22 protein-coding genes are annotated in these 18,366 nt (G+C 74.1%); 9 read left to right on the plus strand and 13 right to left on the minus strand.

Annotated elements, in window-relative coordinates; translation table 11 throughout:
* Positions 1 to 77: 77 nt before the first annotated feature.
* The 3 genes from RMN57_RS00525 to RMN57_RS00535 all read right to left on the minus strand — a co-directional run bounded on the left by RMN57_RS00525 (position 78) and on the right by RMN57_RS00535 (position 2,434).
* Positions 78 to 1,097 (minus strand): LLM class flavin-dependent oxidoreductase, encoded by a 1,020-nt coding sequence (locus tag RMN57_RS00525; RefSeq protein ID WP_313761328.1) that lies wholly within the window; start codon positions 1,095 to 1,097, stop codon positions 78 to 80.
* Positions 1,098 to 1,255: 158 nt separating this feature from the next.
* Positions 1,256 to 2,122, minus strand: coding sequence for a glutathione S-transferase C-terminal domain-containing protein (locus tag RMN57_RS00530; RefSeq protein ID WP_313761329.1), 867 nt, complete (start codon positions 2,120 to 2,122; stop codon positions 1,256 to 1,258).
* Between the two features lie 144 nt (positions 2,123 to 2,266).
* On the minus strand, positions 2,267 to 2,434 hold the full coding sequence (locus RMN57_RS00535) for a hypothetical protein (protein ID WP_313761330.1): 168 nt from the start codon (positions 2,432 to 2,434) through the stop codon (positions 2,267 to 2,269).
* Between the two features lie 186 nt (positions 2,435 to 2,620).
* On the opposite strand from RMN57_RS00535, the gene RMN57_RS00540 reads away from it, so the two are divergent.
* On the plus strand, positions 2,621 to 3,520 hold the full coding sequence (locus RMN57_RS00540) for a hypothetical protein (RefSeq protein ID WP_313761331.1): 900 nt from the start codon (positions 2,621 to 2,623) through the stop codon (positions 3,518 to 3,520).
* A 110-nt stretch (positions 3,521 to 3,630) separates the two neighbouring features.
* On the opposite strand, the gene RMN57_RS00545 is transcribed toward RMN57_RS00540, so the two are convergent.
* Together RMN57_RS00545 and RMN57_RS00550 are read right to left on the minus strand one after the other, a co-directional pair.
* Complete coding sequence (locus RMN57_RS00545) at positions 3,631 to 4,182, minus strand: YceI family protein (RefSeq protein WP_313761332.1); 552 nt, start codon at positions 4,180 to 4,182, stop codon at positions 3,631 to 3,633.
* Positions 4,183 to 4,380: 198 nt separating this feature from the next.
* Positions 4,381 to 5,004, minus strand: a complete 624-nt coding sequence (locus RMN57_RS00550) for an NUDIX hydrolase (RefSeq protein ID WP_313761333.1) — start codon at positions 5,002 to 5,004, stop codon at positions 4,381 to 4,383.
* A gap of 330 nt (positions 5,005 to 5,334) precedes the next feature.
* Between RMN57_RS00550 and ddaH the strand changes: the two genes are divergently transcribed.
* Entirely contained in the window at positions 5,335 to 6,162 is an 828-nt protein-coding gene (ddaH, locus tag RMN57_RS00555) for a dimethylargininase (RefSeq protein ID WP_313761334.1), read from the plus strand.
* Positions 6,163 to 6,293: 131 nt separating this feature from the next.
* Positions 6,294 to 6,857 carry a hypothetical protein gene (locus RMN57_RS00560; protein WP_313761335.1) on the plus strand — a complete coding sequence of 188 codons (564 nt, stop codon included), beginning with the start codon at positions 6,294 to 6,296 and terminating at the stop codon, positions 6,855 to 6,857.
* A 39-nt stretch (positions 6,858 to 6,896) separates the two neighbouring features.
* Here the strand turns inward: RMN57_RS00560 and RMN57_RS00565 are convergent, their stop codons facing one another.
* Positions 6,897 to 7,322, minus strand: a complete 426-nt coding sequence (locus RMN57_RS00565; RefSeq protein WP_313761336.1) for a hypothetical protein — start codon at positions 7,320 to 7,322, stop codon at positions 6,897 to 6,899.
* Between the two features lie 307 nt (positions 7,323 to 7,629).
* Between RMN57_RS00565 and RMN57_RS00570 the strand changes: the two genes are divergently transcribed.
* Positions 7,630 to 8,280 carry a LysE family translocator gene (locus RMN57_RS00570; protein WP_313761337.1) on the plus strand — a complete coding sequence of 217 codons (651 nt, stop codon included), beginning with the start codon at positions 7,630 to 7,632 and terminating at the stop codon, positions 8,278 to 8,280.
* A gap of 173 nt (positions 8,281 to 8,453) precedes the next feature.
* On the opposite strand, the gene RMN57_RS00575 is transcribed toward RMN57_RS00570, so the two are convergent.
* The gene (locus RMN57_RS00575; protein WP_313761338.1) at positions 8,454 to 9,434 is read right to left on the minus strand and encodes a winged helix-turn-helix domain-containing protein; all 981 of its coding nucleotides are present in this window, start codon (positions 9,432 to 9,434) and stop codon (positions 8,454 to 8,456) included.
* 55 nt (positions 9,435 to 9,489) lie between these two features.
* Here RMN57_RS00575 and RMN57_RS00580 point away from each other — a divergent pair, with 55 nt between their 5' ends.
* On the plus strand, positions 9,490 to 10,743 hold the full coding sequence (locus RMN57_RS00580; protein WP_313761339.1) for an MFS transporter: 1,254 nt from the start codon (positions 9,490 to 9,492) through the stop codon (positions 10,741 to 10,743).
* A gap of 85 nt (positions 10,744 to 10,828) precedes the next feature.
* Here the strand turns inward: RMN57_RS00580 and RMN57_RS00585 are convergent, their stop codons facing one another.
* From RMN57_RS00585 to RMN57_RS00595, 3 genes are all read right to left on the minus strand, one after another.
* Positions 10,829 to 11,395 carry a Uma2 family endonuclease gene (locus tag RMN57_RS00585; protein WP_313761340.1) on the minus strand — a complete coding sequence of 189 codons (567 nt, stop codon included), beginning with the start codon at positions 11,393 to 11,395 and terminating at the stop codon, positions 10,829 to 10,831.
* Positions 11,396 to 11,553: 158 nt separating this feature from the next.
* Entirely contained in the window at positions 11,554 to 12,027 is a 474-nt protein-coding gene (locus RMN57_RS00590) for a hypothetical protein (protein WP_313761341.1), read from the minus strand.
* Positions 12,028 to 12,276: 249 nt separating this feature from the next.
* Positions 12,277 to 12,666 carry a RidA family protein gene (locus RMN57_RS00595; RefSeq protein ID WP_313761342.1) on the minus strand — a complete coding sequence of 130 codons (390 nt, stop codon included), beginning with the start codon at positions 12,664 to 12,666 and terminating at the stop codon, positions 12,277 to 12,279.
* A 72-nt stretch (positions 12,667 to 12,738) separates the two neighbouring features.
* Between RMN57_RS00595 and RMN57_RS00600 the strand changes: the two genes are divergently transcribed.
* Positions 12,739 to 13,662 (plus strand): LysR family transcriptional regulator, encoded by a 924-nt coding sequence (locus RMN57_RS00600; RefSeq protein ID WP_313761343.1) that lies wholly within the window; start codon positions 12,739 to 12,741, stop codon positions 13,660 to 13,662.
* A gap of 110 nt (positions 13,663 to 13,772) precedes the next feature.
* Here RMN57_RS00600 and RMN57_RS00605 read toward each other — a convergent pair whose 3' ends face one another.
* Together RMN57_RS00605 and RMN57_RS00610 are read right to left on the minus strand one after the other, a co-directional pair.
* A complete protein-coding gene (locus RMN57_RS00605; RefSeq protein WP_313761344.1) occupies positions 13,773 to 14,060 on the minus strand; it encodes an antibiotic biosynthesis monooxygenase family protein in 288 nt (95 codons plus the stop codon).
* Positions 14,061 to 14,102: 42 nt separating this feature from the next.
* Positions 14,103 to 15,026 carry an NADP-dependent oxidoreductase gene (locus RMN57_RS00610; protein ID WP_313761345.1) on the minus strand — a complete coding sequence of 308 codons (924 nt, stop codon included), beginning with the start codon at positions 15,024 to 15,026 and terminating at the stop codon, positions 14,103 to 14,105.
* A 399-nt stretch (positions 15,027 to 15,425) separates the two neighbouring features.
* On the opposite strand from RMN57_RS00610, the gene RMN57_RS00615 reads away from it, so the two are divergent.
* Positions 15,426 to 15,641: a heavy-metal-associated domain-containing protein gene (locus tag RMN57_RS00615; protein ID WP_313761346.1), complete on the plus strand. Its 216-nt coding sequence runs from the start codon at positions 15,426 to 15,428 to the stop codon at positions 15,639 to 15,641.
* Between the two features lie 136 nt (positions 15,642 to 15,777).
* The gene (locus RMN57_RS00620; protein WP_313761347.1) at positions 15,778 to 16,881 is read left to right on the plus strand and encodes a substrate-binding domain-containing protein; all 1,104 of its coding nucleotides are present in this window, start codon (positions 15,778 to 15,780) and stop codon (positions 16,879 to 16,881) included.
* Here RMN57_RS00620 and RMN57_RS00625 read toward each other — a convergent pair whose 3' ends face one another.
* A complete protein-coding gene (locus RMN57_RS00625) occupies positions 16,882 to 17,613 on the minus strand; it encodes a class I SAM-dependent methyltransferase (RefSeq protein WP_313761348.1) in 732 nt (243 codons plus the stop codon).
* Between the two features lie 225 nt (positions 17,614 to 17,838).
* Here RMN57_RS00625 and RMN57_RS00630 point away from each other — a divergent pair, with 225 nt between their 5' ends.
* A complete protein-coding gene (locus RMN57_RS00630) occupies positions 17,839 to 18,273 on the plus strand; it encodes a hypothetical protein (protein WP_313761349.1) in 435 nt (144 codons plus the stop codon).
* The last annotated feature ends 93 nt before the right edge of the window (positions 18,274 to 18,366 follow it).

An 18,366-nucleotide genomic window follows, 5' to 3' on the forward strand; every position in this document is an offset into this window, starting at 1 on the left:
GTGCGCCGCCGGGGAGCGCCGGCGACCAGGCCCACGGCGAACGGGCCAACGGGGCCCGGGCACCCGTCGGTCGGCGTTCAGGAGGCCGGTCGCCAGCCCAGGGCCGGGCCGAGATGGGTGGCGATGTCAGTGAGGATCTGGACGTAGTCGTCGTGCTCGAAGGTGAAGGGCAGCGCGAACGCGACCTCGTCCACCTCGCGGAACGCTGCGTCGGCGGACAGCCGTTCGGCGATCTCGGCCGAGGTTCCGACCAGGTCGGGCGCGAACATCAGGCGACCCGCTCCCTGCGGTGCCCTGGTGCGCGGCAGCCGCTTGTCGGCGTACGCCAGGTACTTCGCGCGCTGCTCGGGCGTCGCGGTGTCGGTCGGGATGACCACCAGCCCCTGGGAGACCCGGGCCCGCTCGCCGTCGGGGTGGTGGTCGCGGAAGGTCCGGATGTGCGAGAGCTGGATCTGCGCGAAGTCCTCGGACTCCTCGGCCTTCACCACACTGCTCGTCAGCAGGTTCATCCCGTGCTCGGCGGCCCAGCGGGCCGACCGGAGGCTGCCGCCGCCGTACCACATCCGCCGGCCGAGACCGGGGGCGTGCGGCTGCACCCGGTCGGAGAAGACCTCGAAGCCCTCGGTTCCGGAGAAGCCGGTGGCCGGTTCACCCCGCACGAAGTCCAGGAGCCGCCGCACGCGCTCGTACCCGAAGTCCTCCCGGTCGTCCGTGTCGGGGTAGAGCGCGGACTTCACCTGGTCGTAGTGCATCGGCGGCCCGACGCTGACGCCCGGGTTGAGGCGGCCGCCGGAGAGGATGTCGACGGTGGCAAGGTCCTCGGCCAACCGCAACGGGTTCTCCCAGCCCAGCGGGATGACCGCGGTGCCCAGGGCGATCCGGCTGGTGCGCTGGGAGGCCGCGGCGAGGACGGCGATCGGCGAGGAGATGCCGTACTGCAGGTGGCGGTGGCGCACCCAGGCGCTGTCGAAGCCCAGTTGCTCGCCCAGCTCGATGAGTTCGAGCGTCGACGTGTGACCGCGGCCGGGGTCGGCCTCGTCGAACAACCCGATCGTCAGGAAGCCCAGCGTCCGCAGGGGCTGTGAGGTCGGCGGCATGAGAAGGCTCCATCATCCGCGACGTGCAGGCTCTGCACGCCGATGTCGTCGTCAGTTGTGTCGTTCCGTCAGCGGGCGCCGCTCGTAGCGGCCGGACCGCCTGCTCAGGCCGGTCCCGCGGCCCGGCTGCCCGGGTTGCCCGCCGGTTCCGCACCCGCTCAGCGGGACTGCCGCACCCGTCCCCGCGCGTACTCGGCCCAGTCCACGATCGGCATCGCCGCTCCGGCGCCCTCGCGGCCGCGGCAGTCGGCGTGGTGGCGGCGGGCGATGCCGTCCAGGTCGAGGTGGTGCCCGAACGCCGGGTGGCCGGCCAGTCGGCGGGCGTAGGCCCACAGGCGGGGGTGGTCGGCGATCCGGTCCACCGCGGCGGCGTCCAGGTGCCACCGGTGCACGGTGTCCAGCTGCACCAGGGTCACCCAGAGCTGCACGTCCGCGACGGTCAGGCCGTCGCCCAGCAGGTACTCCCGCGCGGCCAGGCGGCGCTCGACCACGTCCAGCCCACCCAGCAGACGGTCCAGGGCCGCCGAGCGGGACGCCGGATCGGCGTCGGCCCGGCCCGCGTGCTGGGCGGGCGCGCCGATGCTCCACGCGCACAGCGCCTCCACCGCCTCGATCGCGGTCCCGGCGTCGTACGGCTGGAGGTCGGCGCCGTAGCGGTCGAACCGCCTCGCCAGGTCGGTGAGGATCCCGCGGGGGTCGGTACTGACGATCCGTCCGCTCCAGTCGTCGCTGAGCGCTGGTGCCGACGCGGGGCCCCGGTAGTGGTGCGAGGCGGCCTCGAACAGCGGGCGAAGGGCCAGGTAGCCGCCGTCCTCGGCGTCGGGCAGGGCCGGCAGCACGCTCACCGGGAGGACGTCGTCGAGGCCGAGCAGGCTGTGGGCCACCGCGAGCCGGAGTCCGTCCGGACAGGAGAGCGTCAGGTGGAGCCGGTAGCGGTGCGGCACGGCGGGGTGGCCACTGCGGGCGTCGCCGCCGATCCGGCCCCGGAAGGCGGGCAGGGCGGCGGAGGGGTACGAGGCGGACATGAGATCTCCCTGGCTGCGGAGGCGCGCGCGAGGGCGCGCCACGGGTCGGCGGAGACGGCGGGGAAGGTACAGGGGGCGCGCGCCGGCAGGGCGGAACCGTCGGCGGAAGCGGCGGCGGGCGGCGGCTGCGAGGGGGGGTCGGGCTCAGCCGAGGTGGGCGGCCACCGGGCGGCGACCGCCCTCGGAACGGCGCACCGGCCGTGCCATGCTGCTGCACACGCGAAGCAGGTCGATGTGGCGACGGCAGGTCAGCACCGGCAGCAGGCGGACGGCGTGAGCCGCGCCCTGGGCGACCGGTTCCGCGTTCCTCACCGTGCTCCCACCTGCGTTCGAGAAAGTCCCGCTCCGGAGTCTCACGCCGCATCCCCCACCCCGTCAAGGGTGTGCGCACCGGAGCGGCGGCCGAACCGGAAGATCGGGGACGAGCGGCGCGACCACGCGAGAGCCGTCCGTGGATCGGCATGCCGATTGTCAGAGGCTGCTGGCAGCATCGCCGCTGTGAACCACATCCGCACCACCCCGCCCCGGCCGGTCGACGTCACCGCCGTCTTCCCCCAACTGGCTCCGCTGGCACGCCCGGCGATCCGACTGCATCCCCGCCCCGGGGCTCCGTCACCGCACGACAGCTCGGTCGGCGGGCCCCTGCTGTGGCCCACCGACGAACCGTGGCCCCACTGCCACGACGAGTCGCACGGGCCCGTGGCCGACGAATGGCACGAGGGTCCGATCGCCATGGTGCCCGTGGCCCAGCTGTACGTGCGCGACGTGCCCCTGCTGCGAGCGCCCGGACAGGCCGACGTACTCCAGGTCCTGTGGTGTCCCTTCGAACACGAGCCGGACTACAAGCCTCCGACCGCGCTGTTCTGGCGAACCGCCGCCGAGGTCACCGACGTCCTCGCCGCACCCCCGGAACCGGCTGCGGTGGAGTACGACGGTTACGAGCCGGAGCCGTGCACCGTCGCGCCGGAGCGCATCACCGAGTACCCCAACCCCCTGGACCTGGACAGGGAGTTGCGCCAGCAGCTGGAGGGCGTGCGCAGCTGGCAGGCACCCGGGGCGGACGACGTCTGCGCCCTTGCCCCGAACGATTCCTACGGGAACGACCTGTCCATGGCCCCCGGCTGGAAGGTCGGTGGCTGGCCCCCCTGGGGCCTCACCGATCCCATCGCTCGGTTCTGCACCGTCTGCGGCGCCGGAATGAGCCCGCTGCTGACGATCGCCTCGCACGAATGGGACGGCAGCGGTCACAGCTGGGTCCCGTACGAGGATCAGTCCCTCCCGCTCGACAAACCCGATGTGGCGAACCCGCCCCGGGTTCACATCTCCAGGACCAACAATCTGCAGTTGTACGTCTGCCCGGAATCACCGGATCATCCCCACACCTCCCTGATCCAGTGAGGGGTGCCCGAAGGCCCCCGCGACACCACGCGAACCACGGGGGTGGTTCATGGGATTGTCGGCGCGACACCGCGAGGCCCGTCTTCAAGGCCGGATGATCGAGCGAAGGGCTAGCCCTGCTTGATCGCGGAGAGGTCGAACTCCAGGACGACCTTGTCGCCCACCAGCACGCCGCCGCCCTCCAGGGCCGCGTTCCAGGTCACGCCGAAGTCCTTGCGGGAGATGGTCACCGACCCCTCCAGGCCGACCCGCAGGTTGCCGTAGGGGTCGACGGCGTTGCCCGTGTACTCGAAGTCGATACTGATCGGGCGGGTGGTGTCCTTGATGGTCAGATCACCCGTCACACGGAAGTCGGTGTCGGAGCGCGGCTCGACCGACGTGGTGCGGAAGGTGATGTCGGGGAAGTTGGGAGCGTCCAGGAAGTCGTTGGTGCGCAAGTGCTGGTCGCGCTGCTCGACACCGCTGTCGATGCTCTCCGCCTTGATCACCACCTGGCCGGTGGAACGGCCCGGGTCGGCGCCGTCGAGGTGGGCGGTGCCGTCGAACTTGTGGAAGGCGCCGCGGACCTTGGTCACCATGGCGTGGCGGGCGACGAAACCGATCCGGCTGTGGACGGGGTCGAGGACGTACTCCCCGGTGAGCTCGGGCAGGCTGACGGTCATGGTTGGTATGCCTCCGTAGGACCGGGATCCCGGCGGCGGAACGCCCGGATCATTCCGGGCCACGCTAGGACGCGACCGACCACCGACCCGGCCGGACACACGGGGCGACGGCAAAGTGCACCCTGACCGGCGATTCCGGGCCCCGGACCGCGGCGAGGAGGGTCCGAGGCGGGGGCTGCGAGGCGGGGCCGACACGCCCTACAGCAGCCGGAGGTGGTCCAGGGCGAGGTAGGCGGCGGCGGTGTCGCTCATCAGTCCCGCGCGGAGCACCCGGGAGCGGAACTCGTCCAGGGAGAGCGTGACGACATCGATGAACTCGGTCTGCTCCAGCTGCGGTTCGGCCACCCGGACGCAGCCGGTGGCGACGAAGGCGTACCGGCGGGCGTCGGTGTAGGCGTCGAGCCAGTAGGCCCCGACCGCCTCGACCTCACCCCGGTACCCGGTCTCCTCCAGCAGTTCACGGGCGACGGCGTCGGCCGCCTGCTCACCGGGGTCCAGGTAGCCGCCGGGGAGGTCCCACAGGACGCGCCCGGGGCCCGGCCGGTACTGCCGGGCGAGGACGACGCGCCGGTCCGGGGTGAGGGCGAGCACGGCACCGGCCGGGCGCTCGCGCTTGAGGTAGAAGACCTCCTCCGCCCCGTCGGGGAGGCGGAAGTCGACACGGTCGACGGCCCGGCCGAACCTCGAGAAGACGGTGGTGCGCGAAGTCTCGCGCCACGACGCGGTGGTGGCGTCGGTGGTGGCGCCGAAACCGGCGTCGGCGTCGGCCGGATCGGTCGTGGGGGCGAGGTCGGCGGCGGCGAGGCCGGCTGTGTCGGTCACGCTCGGGACTCTACGGCCCTCGCCCCCGCCCGGGAGGGCGCCGAGGCGGCCGTCACGGGACCAGGAGGCGAACGTCTCCCCCCACCCGACGAACATCACCCCCGCCCGGCGGCCGGTCCGAGGTGGATCACTTCCGTCCGACCGCCGTACACACCCCGGTCATGTGCCTGATCGCCGCGGGCGGGAGGCTCTCCGCGACCGACCTCCCGCGGTGAACCTCCGAGCGTGTGCCGGAGCCTGCGGGGGGCCGACCGATGCCGCCGGACGGAACCCCACCCCGTCACCCGCCCGGCGCCCGTCCGCTCACCCCGTCGGAAGGAAGACCCGCCCATGTCCGCGGACACCCCCCGCACCGCCCGGCCGCGCCACTACCTGATGTGCCGCCCGACGCACTTCACCGTCGACTACTCGATCAACCCCTGGATGAACCCGGCCAAGCCCACCGACGGGGACCGGGCGATCGCCCAGTGGGAGCGGCTGCACGCGCTCTTCCTCGACCTCGGCCACACCGTCGAGCTGATCGAGCCGACCCCGGGCCTGCCGGACATGGTCTTCGCGGCCAACGGCGCCACCGTGGTCGACGGCACGGCGCTGGTGGCCCGCTTCCGGCACGAGGAGCGCGCCGACGAGGCCCCGGCGTACGTCGAGTGGTTCCGCGCCCGCGGCTACCGGGTGCAGCAGGCCGAGTTCACCAACGAGGGCGAGGGAGACTACCTGCTGGTCGGCGGGCGCCTGCTGGCCGGGACCGGCTTCCGCACGGACCGCCGGGCGCACGCCGAGGCGGAGCGCGTGCTCGGCCGCCCGGTCGTCACCCTGGAGCTGGTGGACCCGCGCTACTACCACCTGGACACCGCGCTCTCGGTGCTCAGCGACACCGAGATCATGTACTACCCGGCCGCCTTCTCGCCCGCGAGCCTCAAGACCCTGCAGGAGCTCTACCCGGACGCCGTGCTGGCCTCCGCCGAGGACGCGGCCGTGTTCGGGCTGAACGCCGTCTCGGACGGCCGCCGTGTGGTCCTGCCCGAGGCGGCGGTCGGGCTGGCCGGGCAGCTGCGCGCGCGGGGCTTCGAGACCATCGCCATCGACCTCACCGAGTTGCTGAAGGCCGGCGGCAGCGTCAAGTGCTGCACCCTGGAGCTGCGCGCCGCGGCGGAGTAGCGGCCGCGGCGCCGGGGGCCGACGTCGGGGGCCGGCGCCGGAGGCCGTCCGGTGGAACGGGTGGTCAGCTCCCTGTGGTGTACTACGCGTTCACTGAAGATCCACAGTTCTCCCCAGGAGCCACCCCGCCCATGAATGCCCCCTGCCCGCAGTGCACCGCCTCGGACGAGTCCGCCACCGTGGCGCAGTCCCTGGTGGACATCGACCGGCCGCTGGACGAGGCGACGCGCGCCCTGCTGTCCTCGCCGCCCGAGCCGCCGGGCATGAGCGGCGCCGCGATCGCCCTCTTCTGCCTGGCCGGCCTCTTCGCCCTGGGAGGGGTCCGCGGACTGCTCGCCGACGACGGCGGCAGCTCCGACGCCGCCTACCAGGCCGGCCGCACCCTGGGCCCGTTCCTCTTCGCCGCGATCCTGGCGGGCGCGGCCCTGGCCGCGAACGCCGTCACCCGGCGCCGGCGCCGCGCGGCGCAGCAGGGTCAGGGGGCGGCGCCGACCAGGGCGCAGTGGGAGCAGCACCGCCGCGTCTGGCGCGCGGCGTGGCTGTGCCGGCGCTGCCAGGTCGCGTTCTTCCCCGCGGCGTCGCTCCGCCCCGACTTCCCGGCCTCGCCGGCGATACCCGTCGAGCAGTTCCCCCTCTGGGTGGTGACCACCGCCGAGCGCGCCTTCGGTACGACCGCGCCGCCCCTGCCGCGCTGATCCCCACCGGAGCCGACGACCGCTCGCAAGCGGGAAAGCTCAGCGCGGCGACTGCACGGGCCGGGGAACGCCTGGCTCCGGGGGCCGCACCCACGGAGCCAGGCGCTCCCCGGCCGCCAGGTTCTGCCGCCAGTACCGGAAGACGATCCCCTGGACGACGTCGAGCCGCCCGGCTCCGATCAGCCCGGAGGCGAGCTCGGAGCCACCCGCATCGGCCTCGAACGCGACCAGTACCGCAGGCATCTCGCCGACCTGCCCGGAGACCAGCCGGATCTCGTCCGGCCTCGGTTCACGGAACACCGGGTCTTGGAACGTGGCCGGACACATGACGAAGAGCGGGTCGCCGAAGACCAGTTCCAGGCCGTGGTGGTACGACAGATCGTGGCCGGCGCCCAGCCGCAGCCGAGCGGCGTCCCAGGCGACAACGTCCCAGTCCCACCATGAGCCCTCTGGAAGTTGAATCACGAGCCTGCCCCCTCAAATCGAACGACGGTACCCGGCCTGGGTTCGTTCAGCCAGCGGCAGGCCATCGCTCGTACGGAAGCGCAGCGTCGTCGCCGGAACACCGCAGCGGTCGGCGAGCTGCAGTACGTGATGGTCCGTCATACCGCTGACCCATAGACCTTCGACGCGCGAAGACCGGACGCTCGGGCGCTGCTGACGACTGGCGTGCTCAAGTGGCAACCATCGCGTTCCATCTCACACTCTGAGCCTCCGGTGGCCGTGAGCTGCTAGGTTGCGTCCAGGCGAACGCGCGTACGGAGGTAGTGCTGTGATCGGGCTGGGTGCAATAGCGGGGATCGCACTGGTGGAGCTCGGCATGGTGCTGACACCAGGGCCGAACATGATCTACCTGGTCTCCCGCTCGATCTCCCAGGGCCGCCGGGCGGGGCTGGTCTCGCTGGCCGGGGTCGCCCTCGGCTTCCTGGTCTACCTCTTCGCGGTGTCCGCCGGCATCGCCACCGTCTTCGCGCTGGTGCCGGAGATCTACCTGGCGGTCAAGCTGGCCGGGGCGGCCTACCTGCTCTGGCTGGCCTGGAAGGCCGTCCGGCCGGGTGGCCGATCCCCGCTCTCGCCCCAGGAGTTGACGCCGGACGGGACCGGCAAGCTCTTCCTGATGGGCCTGCTCACCTGCCTGCTCAATCCCAAGGTGGCCATCCTCTACATCTCGCTGCTGCCCCAGTTCGTCGACCCGACGCGCGGCCATGTCGGGCTGCAGGGAGTGCTGCTGGGGCTGACCCAGATCGCGGTGGGGGTCGCGGGCAACGCGTTCTTCATCGTGACGGCCGGCTCCGTCGCCGGGTTCTTCGGCCGGCACCCGCTCTGGCAGCGCGTGCACCGCTACGTGATGGGCACCGCGCTGGCGGGCTTCGCCGTCAGGATCGCCACCGAACGATCGGGCGCGGCGGTCGCCCTGCGCTGACGGCGCACAGCGGGGCCCGGGAACCGGGGGCGACCACGGCACCTCGGTCCCGGCACCCCGGTCCTGGCACCCGACCCGGCACCCCGGGTCCCGGCGCCCCCCGACCCGGCACCCCGGGGCTCGCCCGGGTGAGCGTCCCTCAGGACGCGCTCCCCGGACCGGGCCACGGGGAGTCAGCCCCCGCCCGCCAGCAGGTCGCCCAGCGCGCTGCGCCGGTACAGCACATGCCGACCGTCCCGCGCCCGGGTGACCAGGCCCGCGGCGTGCAGGACCTGCAGGTGCTGCGAGACGGCACTCGGGGTGACCCGCAGGCGGCGGGCGATCTCCACCGTGGGCAGCGGCGCCTCCAGCAGGCCGAGCAGCCGGGCCCGGGCCGCGCCCAGCAGGGCCACCAGTGCGGCCGGGTCGGCGGTCGGCGCCGCCTCCCACAGCGTGGCAACGCCCCGGCTCGGGTACACCAGCCTGGGCGCCTCGTCCGGGCTGACCGGCGGCGCCGGCTTGTGCGCGAACACCGACGGCAGGAGCAGCAGCCCGCGCCCGGAGGCCTCGACGCGGTGCCGGCCGATCATCCGGTCGATGTGCAGCACGCCGCCCTCCCAGCGCAGGTTGGGGTGCATGTCGGCGAACAGCAGCCGGGCGCCCCCGACGGCGAGCTGCCGGGCGCGGTAGGTCATGTCCGCCTCCAGCACGAGGCGCATCTGCGGCCAGTGCGGTGCCAGGGCCACCTCCCAGTACCGGCGCAGGAGTTCGCAGATGGCGCCGCTGAGCGCGGCCACCGCCGCGGCGTCGTCCGCGGCGGCGGCGTGCAGGGCCGCCGGGAGCGGGTCCGGCGCGTGCGCGAGCAGCAGGTCGTGGCGAACACGGTCCGGGTGGACCTTCCGGACGACGGCGAGCTCCTCGTCGAAGGTCGGCGCGAAGACCGTGGGCGTCGGGGTCAGGAAGTCGGGGAGGGTCCGCCGCCGGGCGACCAGGGCCATCAGCAGCCCGGTGTCGAGTTCGCCCAGCCCGCCGAGCACCGACCGCCGCCAGGGCAGGTGCAGCGCGGACAGGCCCGGGTCCTGCAGCACCCGGAGGCTGAACAGGGTCTCGTGCAACGGCGACAGCGCGAACCGGGTGTCCGCAAGGTCCTCGACGCCGAGCACGAAACTGATCATTAAGCACCACGCTACATCCATTGGCGCACTGACGCCGATGCCGTGGACTCGCCGCATGACATCCGTTCAGGACCTCCAGGGCGCGCAGCGCGCCGACAGCGCGGGGGAACCGGAGGGAGCGGGCCGCGACGTGACGGTCCGCCGCCTGGTCCCGGTCCTCGCCGCCACCTGCGCCGTGGCGGTCGGCAACCTCTACTTCCCGCAGGCCGTCGGGCCGCTGATCGCCGCCGGGCTGCACGTCTCCCCCGACGCGGCCGCCACCGTGGTCACCGCGACCCAGGTCGGCTACACCGCCGGGATCGTCCTGCTGGTGCCCCTCGGTGACCGGCTCCCGCACCGCCCCTACCTCCTCACCCTGCTCTCCCTCTCCGGTCTCGCCCTGCTGGCCGCCGGCTGCGCGCCGACCCTGCCGCTGCTGGTCGCCGCGAGCGCCCTCGTCGGCCTGACCACGATCGGCGCACAGATCGTCGGCATCCTGGCCGCCGCCCTGGCGCCCGCCGGACGCCGGGGCGCGGTGATCGGGGCCCTGCTCAGCGGCTCGACCGGCGGCATGCTCCTCGCCCGAGCCTTCAGCGGCGCCCTCGGCGAACGGCTCGGCTGGCGCGCGCCCTACCTGGCCGCGGCCGCCCTGGCCCTGCTCCTGGTCGCCGTCCTGGCTCGCTCCCTCCCCGCCACCACCCCGGCGGCCTCGCGCGAACGCTATGCGGCGCTGCTGGCCGAACCCCTGCGACTGCTGCGGGCCGAGCCGCAGTTGCGCCGTTCCTGCCTCTACCAGGCCACCGTCTTCGCCGGGTTCTCCGCCGTGTGGACGTGCCTGGCCTTCCTGCTCACCGGCCCGGCGTACGGGCTGGGCGCCCAGGCCGTGGGCCTGCTCGCCCTCGTCGGCGCCGCGACCATGGTATGCACCCCGGTCGCCGGCCGCCTCGTGGACCGTCACGGGCCCGGCCCGGTCAACCTCGTCTGCCTGGTCGGCGTCCTGGCCTCGGCCGTCCTCCTCGCCCCGGGCGCCCTCGGCGGCCCGCTGGGCCTGGCCGCCCTCACCCTCGGGACGCTGCTGCTGGACGTGGCGATGCAGTGCGGCATGGTCGCCAACCAGGCCCGGGTCCAGGCCCTGGACCCCGAGGCCCACGGCCGGCTCCGGACCGCCTACATGACCTGCGCCTACCTGGGCGGCAGCGCGGGATCCTGGGTGGGCACCCGCATCTGGACGCAGGCCGGCTGGTGGGCGGTCTGCACCCTCCTCGCCCTCCTGGCCACCGTCGCCCTGGCCCACCACCTCCTCGGCCGGCCGGGCCCGGCGGCCCGGTGACGGGACCCGGGACCAGCCGGGGCCGCGAGTCCCCCGCAACGGTCCGGACGCCGGACGGCAGGGGCAGTGGAGCGCGCGGCGTCGTTCAGAACCCGCCGGTGTCCAGGTCCAGATCGAAGGGTTCGGGCAGTCGGATCGCCGCGCCGAAGGGGTGCGGCCCCTCGACCAGGGTGTACCCGAGCTGACCGGGTTGGGAGAACAGGGTGCAGGTGCGCTCCTGACGGTCCACCAGGAGGTAGACCGGTGCGCCGAACTGCGAGTACCGGCGCCGCTTCGCCGTCCGGTCCGTGTCGCCGTTCGACGGTGACGTCACCTCCACCACCAGCAGCGTCTGGTGGGGCAGCAGAGCGCCCTCGGTCTTGGCCAGCTCGGCCGGCACCACCGCCAGGTCCGGGACGTAGAAGTTCTCCGTCCCGGGCAGGTCGAGGTTGCCCGAGCCGGCCCGAAGGCCGAGCTCACGCATCCGCGGCCCGATCTGCTCCCGGATCAGGTCGACGGCGGTCTCGTGGGCCCAGGACGGTGACACCGGGGTGATCACTCCCTCGACGATCTCGACACGGTCACCCGCGATGTGCTGGATCGCGTACTTGAGGGCCTGCTCCGGGTTGGGGACCTGGCGGTAGTCGCCCGGGCCGGCGGGGACGGTACTCAACCTGCTCTCCTTCCGGTGCAGCCACAGACCAGGTGGCGTCGTGGCGGGTCGAACCACCGGCAGGTGACCACGGTCCGCACCCGGCTCCGCCACACGCCGTAGCCTACCGCCGGCCGGCCGGGCGGGGGCCCGGCCGGCCGGCGGCAGCGGACGGCGGGTCAGCAGGTGACCGGCACCTCCACGACGGAGGCGGGCGGGGGCGTACCGAAGTCGCTCAGCGAGAACGACGCACGGACCGTCGAACCGCAGGGGGCGACGGCGCTCGGGCCGTTGACGTAGCCGGTGCCGGTGCCGAGGTACACCGATCCGGTCTCCCGGCCGAGGGACGCGCCGCCGACGACGGAGGCTGACACGTCGTAGATGAAGCTCCGGCCGCGGCTTCCGGCGAACAGCTGCGCGCTGGTCCCGAAGACGCGCACGGAGTCGCCGTCGACCGTGACGCAGACGGTGTTCCTCCTGTTGATCATCTGGACGGGGGCGCCGCAGGTCGTCGTGGCGGCGGAGGCGGCGGCAGCCGCGTCGGGGACGGCGGCCGCCGGGACGGCCACGGCCGGGGTGGCCGCGGCCGTGGCGCCGAGGACGGCCAGGGAAGTGAAGGTGAGGGAGGTGAAGGTCAGGGCGCTTCGGTGCACGGGAGTTCTCCTGATGGTCGGCGAGGCATGCCGTGTGGGGCCGACACTCTTCTTAGGCAATGTGATATGTCACATCTGACATCGATGTTGCCATGGCCGCGGAACCATCCGTGCACATCGAGGCGACCGGCCCCGGAACGGTCCGTAAACCGACCCGACACGACCGAAACCGAGCCCCGCCCGCCCCCTGGTCCGTCCGGACGCGCGCCCGCGCGCCCGCGCGGCCGGGGCCGGATCGCCGCCCCCCGCCTACGCGGCGGCCCGCCGCGCGTCCACCTCGATCTCGATCTTCATCCGCGGGTCGGCCAGGCCGCACACGAGCATGGTGGCGGCCGGCCTGACCTCGCCGAAGCAACGGCGCAGGGCGGGCCAGCACGGTTCGAAGTCGGCGCGGTCCGGCAGCAGGTAGCGCACCCGCACGACGTCCGCGAAGGTGCAGCCGGCCTCGGCCAGGGCCGCCCCGATGTTCCGCAGGCACTGCTCGGCCTGCTCCACCACGTCGTCGGAGATCGTCATGGTGGCGTAGTCGAAGCCGGTCGTCCCGGACACGTGCACCCGGTCCCCGTCGACCACGGCGCGTGCGTAGCCGATCTGCTCCTCGAAGGTCGAACCGCTGAGAATCGAACGTCGCTCTGTCATGGCCCGCACGCTAGGCGGGCGGCCGTGATACGTCCAATACGCCCTCGGGTGTCGGCTGATATCACTGGAGGTATGACGCGACCGGAACTCCCCTTCCTCCAGCTGCACGCGTTCGTCGTGCTCGCCGAGGAACTCCACTTCGGACACGCGGCCGAACGGCTGGGCATCGCCCAGCCTCCGCTGAGCCAGCAGATCCGCCGGCTGGAGGAGAAGGTCGGCCACCCGCTGTTCCACCGCGAGCCGGGGCGCGTCACGCTCACCCCCGCGGGCCGGGAACTGTTGCCCGCCGCCCAGCGGGCCCTCGCCGACGTCGCGGACGGCCTCGCCGCGGCCCGGACGGTCGGCAGCGGCCGGGCGGGCCGCCTGCGGATCGGCTTCGCCGCCTCGCTCGCCCTGACCGTCCTGCCCGGCCTGCTCCGGACGTTCCGGCAGCGGTTCCCCGACGTGCAACTGGACGTCCGCGAGATGACGACGGCCCCCCAGCTCGCCGCCCTGCAGGACCGGAGTATCGACGTCGGGCTGCTGCGCGAACCCCCCGCCGACGACCCGGAGCTCGGCTTCCGGACGATCCTCCGCGAGCCGTTCGTGGCCGTGCTCCCGGCCGGCCACCCGCTGGCCCCCCGACGAACGGTCCGGCTCGCGGACTTGGCGGAGTCACCGTTCGTCCTGCTCCCGCGCGAGGTCGGTCCACGGCTGCACGATCGGATCATCGCCTTGTGCGCAACAGCGGGCTTCACCCCGCACGTCGCGCAGCGCGCCGTGGAGTGGCAGACCCTCTGCGCCCTCGTGCAGGCCGGTCTGGGCGTCACCCTGGCCCCGGCGAGCATCCGCCGGATCCGCCTCGACGGGGTCGTCTTCCGCCGCACGGCCCCCGGCGACGCCCGCACCCGGGTCGCCGTCGCCTGGCGCAGGCACGAGCAGAACCCTCTGATCGCGAACCTGCTCGCCGCCGTCGACCAGGACCCGCCGGAGCCGGGGTCCGGCGCTGACGGATGACGGCACGCCGCGGGCCCGGGTGGCGGCCGGCACCGACCGGCACCCGGGCCTTCGGCATCGCTTCCCGGCGGGGCGGCTCGGGGCGGTGTCGGAGCCGCTGCCCCGCACCCTCACACCAGGGCGTAGGCCTCGGCCTGGCGGTCGATGAGCAGCGGGGTGATCCCGTCCAGGATGAGGTCCTGGTAGGGGCCGCTCTCGCGGTGGGAGACCAGGGCGGCCTCGTCCTCGTACTCGGCGAAGACGACGAACGCGGCCCGGTCGCGCAGGGAGCGGACCACCCGGAAGGACAGCACGCCCGGTTCGGCGAGGGCGGCTTCGGTGACGGCGGGCAGCAGGTCGGCGACGCGCTGCTCGGCGCCGGTGTCGGCAAGCCAGTCGGCGATGACGACGAGGGACACGACGGGTTCCTTCCGGGTGGTACGGGGGTCGACCGGTGGGGGTCAGGGAATGACGACGATCTTGCCGCGGGTGTGGCCGGCGGCGTTGAGGCGGTGGGCCTCGGCGGTCTGCTCCAACGGGAAGGTCGCGGCGACCTCGACGGTGAGGCGGCCGCCGTCCGCGAGCTCGGCGAGCGCCGTGAGGTCGGCGGTGTCGGGGCGGACGAACACGTACCGGCCGCCGAGGGCGAGCACGGAGCCGTCGGCGATGGAGGCCAAGCGGCCGCCCTCGGCGAGCAGCGCGGGCGACAGCTGGAGCGCTTCGCCGCCGATGAGGTCGAGCACGGCGTCGACGCCCTCCGGGGCGAGCGCGCGGACCCGGTCGGCCAGGCCGTCGCCGTAGACGACCGGCTCGGCGCCCAGGCCGCGCAGGAAGTCGTGGTTGCGCTCGCTGGCGGTGCCGATCACCCGCGCACCGAGCGCGACGGCGATCTGGACGGCGAGCGAGCCGACGCCGCCGGCGGCGGCGTGGACGAGGACGGTCTCGCCGGGCTTGACCTCCAGGGCGCGGGTCAGCGCCTGGTAGGCGGTGAGGCCGGCCAGCGGCAGGCCGGCGGCCTGGGCGAAGTCGAGGGCGGCCGGCTTGCGGGCCAGGGTGCGCACGGGCGCGGCGACGTACTCGGCGAAGGTGCCGCGACGGACCATGTCCTCGCGGACGTAACCCATCACCTCGTCGCCCGGGGCGAACTCGGTGACCCCGACGCCGACCTGTTCGACGACACCGGCGACGTCCCAGCCGGGGATGACCGGGAAGACGACGTCCAGCACGCCGTCCAGGTAGCCGGCCTGGATCTTCCAGTCGACCGGGTTCACCGAGGCGGCGGCGACCCGGACCAGGACGGAGTCCGGGCCGAGCTTGGGCTCGGGCACGTCGCCGTACTCCAGGACGTCCGGTCCGCCGTAGCCGCGGTAGGTGATGGCCTTCATGGGAGTGCTCCTGTGCTGCTGGACAAGAAGTGTTGATGTGCTTGATGGTTTATCTACTCAAGCAATACCTGAACGCTAGACCTGAATACTTGAGGATGTCAAGCAATGCGGCCCGGACCGGTCGCACGACCAGCCCCCGGGCCGCCGCGTACCGGCGGCGACCGGCGGCGACCGGCGGCGACCGGCGGCGACCGGCGGCGACCGGCGGCGACCGGCGGCCCCGTCGGGCGGGCGGCCCGATCGGTTCCACGGTCCACTCGAACGTGCCACCCGCGCGGCGTGTCCCTGGGCCGCCGCCCGATCCTGCGCTGTGGTTGGACTCGTCGTTCGCCGGCCGCCGCCCCGCACGGGCGGTGACCGGCGCCCCAGTCACACGCGCACGGCAACGGAGGCATCCCCATGTCCATCACCACGGTCCTCAGCGTCGACGGCATGAGCTGCGGCCACTGCGAGCGGACGGTCAGCGCCGGCCTGTCCGCGCTCCCCGGCGTCACCGAGGTCACGGCCGACGCGCCGACCGGACGGGTCACGGTGGCCTCCGCCCAGCCGCTCGACGAGGCGCTGCTCCGCAGCGCGGTCGGCGAGGCCGGCTTCACTTTCGTCGGCCGGAGCTGACGCCGGGCGGGCGGCGAACTGGGTGATCAACCAGTTCCGCGGCCCGCGGGCGGCTGCCAGACTTGCGGGCGGTCCCGGCCGAACGGCGGCGCGCGCCGGACGGCCGCACGTTCCGGTGCCGCGGAGGCGGGGCGGCATGGGCGGCACTCAGGGCACGGACGGCGGCAGTGGCGGCGCGAGCGGCACGAGCGGCACGAGCGGCAGACGCGGCTTCCTGCTGGCGGGGGCGGCACTCGCACTGCCGGCGCTGCCCGCGCTGGCGGGGTGCTCGGCGGACGGCCGGCCCGCGGGCCCGGCGACGGCCGACGCACCACCGCCGTCGGCCGCCCCGGCGCGCCCGTCGGCCGCGGCGCCGCGCGCCGCCGACCCCGGCGTCGTCCGGCTGATGAGCGTCACCACCGTGCGCGACGGCGGCCTGTACGACGTCCTGCTGCCGGAGTTCGAGGCCGCCAGCGGGCTCAAGGTCCAGCTGACGGTCGGCGAGGAGGTCGGCGCCGCCGTCCGGGCGGGTGAGGCGGACGTCGCGCTCTCCCACCTCGGCCACCGGGACGTCACCGGGCTGGTCACGGACGGCTACGTGCAGTGGCCCCACACCGTCCTCGCCAACCTGATGTGCCTGGCCGGTCCGCACGACGACCCGGCCGGGGTGCGCGGGCTCACCGACCTCGCCGAGGCCTTCCGCCGCATCACCGCCGCCGGCCGGCCGCTGATCGTCAACAACATCGACGGCGTCCGCTACCTGATGCGCACCGTGGCCGCCGAGGCCCACCTCCCCTGGTCGGCCTTCACCGACCAGGGCCTGGCCACCGGCGCGGCCATGGACGCGGCCGCCGCCGCCCGCGGCTACACCCTCTGGGGCCTGACGCCCTTCCGCGAGTACCTGCGAACCCACCCGCTCGACCTCGAACCGCTCGTGCTCGGTGACCCGTTGCTGCAGCGGGTCATGGCCACGGCGGTGGTCAGCCCGGCGAAGGTCCCGGGGGTCAACGAGGCCGGGGCGAAGGCGTTCCAGGACTACCTGCTGCAGCCTGAGACGCAGGCCAGGATCGCCGCCCACCGCGTCCCCGGCCTGGACGGGCCGGTCTTCTCCCCCGCCGGCCGTCACAACGCCAAGGAACACCTCCCCCCGGAGCCCGGCCAGCCCACCACCCGCCCGGGCCAGGGCGGCGGGGGCGGCAAAGGCGGCGGGGGTGGAGGTGGCGGTGGCGCCGGGAAGGGCTCCGGGACGCCCGCCTCCTGATCACTCCTCAGGTCGTCGGGCGAGGAAGACGAACTCCCGGCCCGGCCGGTCGGGGGCGTCGCGGACCTCCTGGACGACGAACCCGTTCGCCGCCAAGTCGGCCTCCACCTCGTCGCGTTCGCGGAAGCGCAGCGTGGAGTCCGAGGTCATCACCTCCCCGTCCGCGGCGAACACGTACGTCCACCGGAACGTCACCAACGGGCCGTCGATCGCGACCAGTTCGACCCAGCTCTCCACCGCGCCGGCGCCGGGGACCGCCGTCACCGCGTACGAGTCCGCGCGGTTCCACCGCTCCCAGGCGCGCGCGGCCGGGACCCGGGTCTCGAACACCAGGTGGCCGCCCGGGCGCAGCGCCCGGTGCGCCCGGGCGAGCGTCGTCCGCCAGGCCGCCGGCGCGGCGATGGCCTGCGCCACGTTGGCGGTCATGGTCGCCAGGTCGACCCGCAACGGCGGCAGTGCCGTCGCGTCGCCGCGGATCCACGCGACCCGGTCGCCGCCCGGCTTCGCCCGTGCCACCTCGATCAGCGCCTCCGCCGGGTCCAGGCCGACGACCTCGATCCCCTCCTCCGCCAGCCGCTGTGCGAACACGCCGGTGCCGCAGCCGATGTCCAGCACCTTCCGGGCCCCGAGCTGCCGGGCCAGCTCCAGGTAGGGGTCCAGATCACTGCGGTCGGGCTCCAACGCGTCGTAGATCGCGGCGAGTCGGGGGTGGGTGAAGATCTCGTCGGCCATGCACCCGACCATACGTGCGGTCCGGTCCGGCCCACCGGCACTTCGCCCTCGGCGCCCTGCTCCGTGTGACGGCTCGTCGGCCTGTCCGACCGACCGCCCGCCCAGGACTACGCCGACCGGCCGGGACTGCACCGACCGCCCGGGACCGCGCCGGCCGGGACCGCGCCGACCGCTCGGGCGGTCCGGACTCTGGTGCGGTGGCCCGGCGGCGACCAGAATGCGGGCATGCGGAAACGGTTCGCGCTCGCGGTCGGGCTGGCCGTCGCCGCCGCGGCGGCGGCGTCGGGGTGCGGCGGGCACGCCGCGGCGCCCCGCGAGGCCGGACCGACGGTGCCGCCCCCACCGTCCGCCGGCTCGCAGTCCGTCAGCCCGCCGTCCGCCGACCCGCCGTCCGCCGACCGACTCGCGGACTGCGTGCTGAGCATCACGCCCTGGCTGCAGACGTCCCTCGACGGTGGTACGGACCTCGGCGACTACCAGGAGATGGGCCTCTCCAGCGCGCAGGGCGGCGCACTGCGCGAGCTCCAGCGGCAGGCCGCCGCCCTCGGGGCGCGGGGCCCGCTGCCGTCCGGCTGGGTCGCCACGGAGGTCCGGCGAGCCTGTGCGGCGATCATCGCGGCCGGGGCGAGCGCCACCTCGAAGCCGACGGGCTGGCCGTAGGCGCTCGGGGCGGGCCGGTCACGGGGCACGGGAGTGCTTGACGCGCGCATGCCACCACCGGAAGGATGCCCGTGCCCGACCGTCCGCTTCCGC

Origin of the sequence: Kitasatospora sp. CM 4170 (genome assembly GCF_032110285.1) — a bacterium.
Classification (GTDB): Bacteria; Actinomycetota; Actinomycetes; order Streptomycetales; family Streptomycetaceae; genus Kitasatospora; species Kitasatospora aburaviensis.

Bases quoted from the DNA above. Each gene is read 5' to 3' on its own strand.
- RMN57_RS00525 (WP_313761328.1), bottom strand. From the start codon at position 1,097: ATGCCGCCGACCTCACAGCCCCTGCGGACGCTGGGCTTCCTGACGATC.
- RMN57_RS00530 (WP_313761329.1), bottom strand. From the start codon at position 2,122: ATGTCCGCCTCGTACCCCTCCGCCGCCCTGCCCGCCTTCCGGGGCCGG.
- RMN57_RS00545 (WP_313761332.1), bottom strand. From the start codon at position 4,182: ATGACCGTCAGCCTGCCCGAGCTCACCGGGGAGTACGTCCTCGACCCC.
- ddaH (WP_313761334.1), top strand. From the start codon at position 5,335: ATGTCCGCGGACACCCCCCGCACCGCCCGGCCGCGCCACTACCTGATG.
- RMN57_RS00560 (WP_313761335.1), top strand. From the start codon at position 6,294: ATGAATGCCCCCTGCCCGCAGTGCACCGCCTCGGACGAGTCCGCCACC.
- RMN57_RS00575 (WP_313761338.1), bottom strand. From the start codon at position 9,434: ATGATCAGTTTCGTGCTCGGCGTCGAGGACCTTGCGGACACCCGGTTC.
- RMN57_RS00580 (WP_313761339.1), top strand. From the start codon at position 9,490: ATGACATCCGTTCAGGACCTCCAGGGCGCGCAGCGCGCCGACAGCGCG.
- RMN57_RS00595 (WP_313761342.1), bottom strand. From the start codon at position 12,666: ATGACAGAGCGACGTTCGATTCTCAGCGGTTCGACCTTCGAGGAGCAG.
- RMN57_RS00600 (WP_313761343.1), top strand. From the start codon at position 12,739: ATGACGCGACCGGAACTCCCCTTCCTCCAGCTGCACGCGTTCGTCGTG.
- RMN57_RS00610 (WP_313761345.1), bottom strand. From the start codon at position 15,026: ATGAAGGCCATCACCTACCGCGGCTACGGCGGACCGGACGTCCTGGAG.
- RMN57_RS00615 (WP_313761346.1), top strand. From the start codon at position 15,426: ATGTCCATCACCACGGTCCTCAGCGTCGACGGCATGAGCTGCGGCCAC.
- RMN57_RS00620 (WP_313761347.1), top strand. From the start codon at position 15,778: ATGGGCGGCACTCAGGGCACGGACGGCGGCAGTGGCGGCGCGAGCGGC.
- RMN57_RS00625 (WP_313761348.1), bottom strand. From the start codon at position 17,613: ATGGCCGACGAGATCTTCACCCACCCCCGACTCGCCGCGATCTACGAC.
- RMN57_RS00630 (WP_313761349.1), top strand. From the start codon at position 17,839: ATGCGGAAACGGTTCGCGCTCGCGGTCGGGCTGGCCGTCGCCGCCGCG.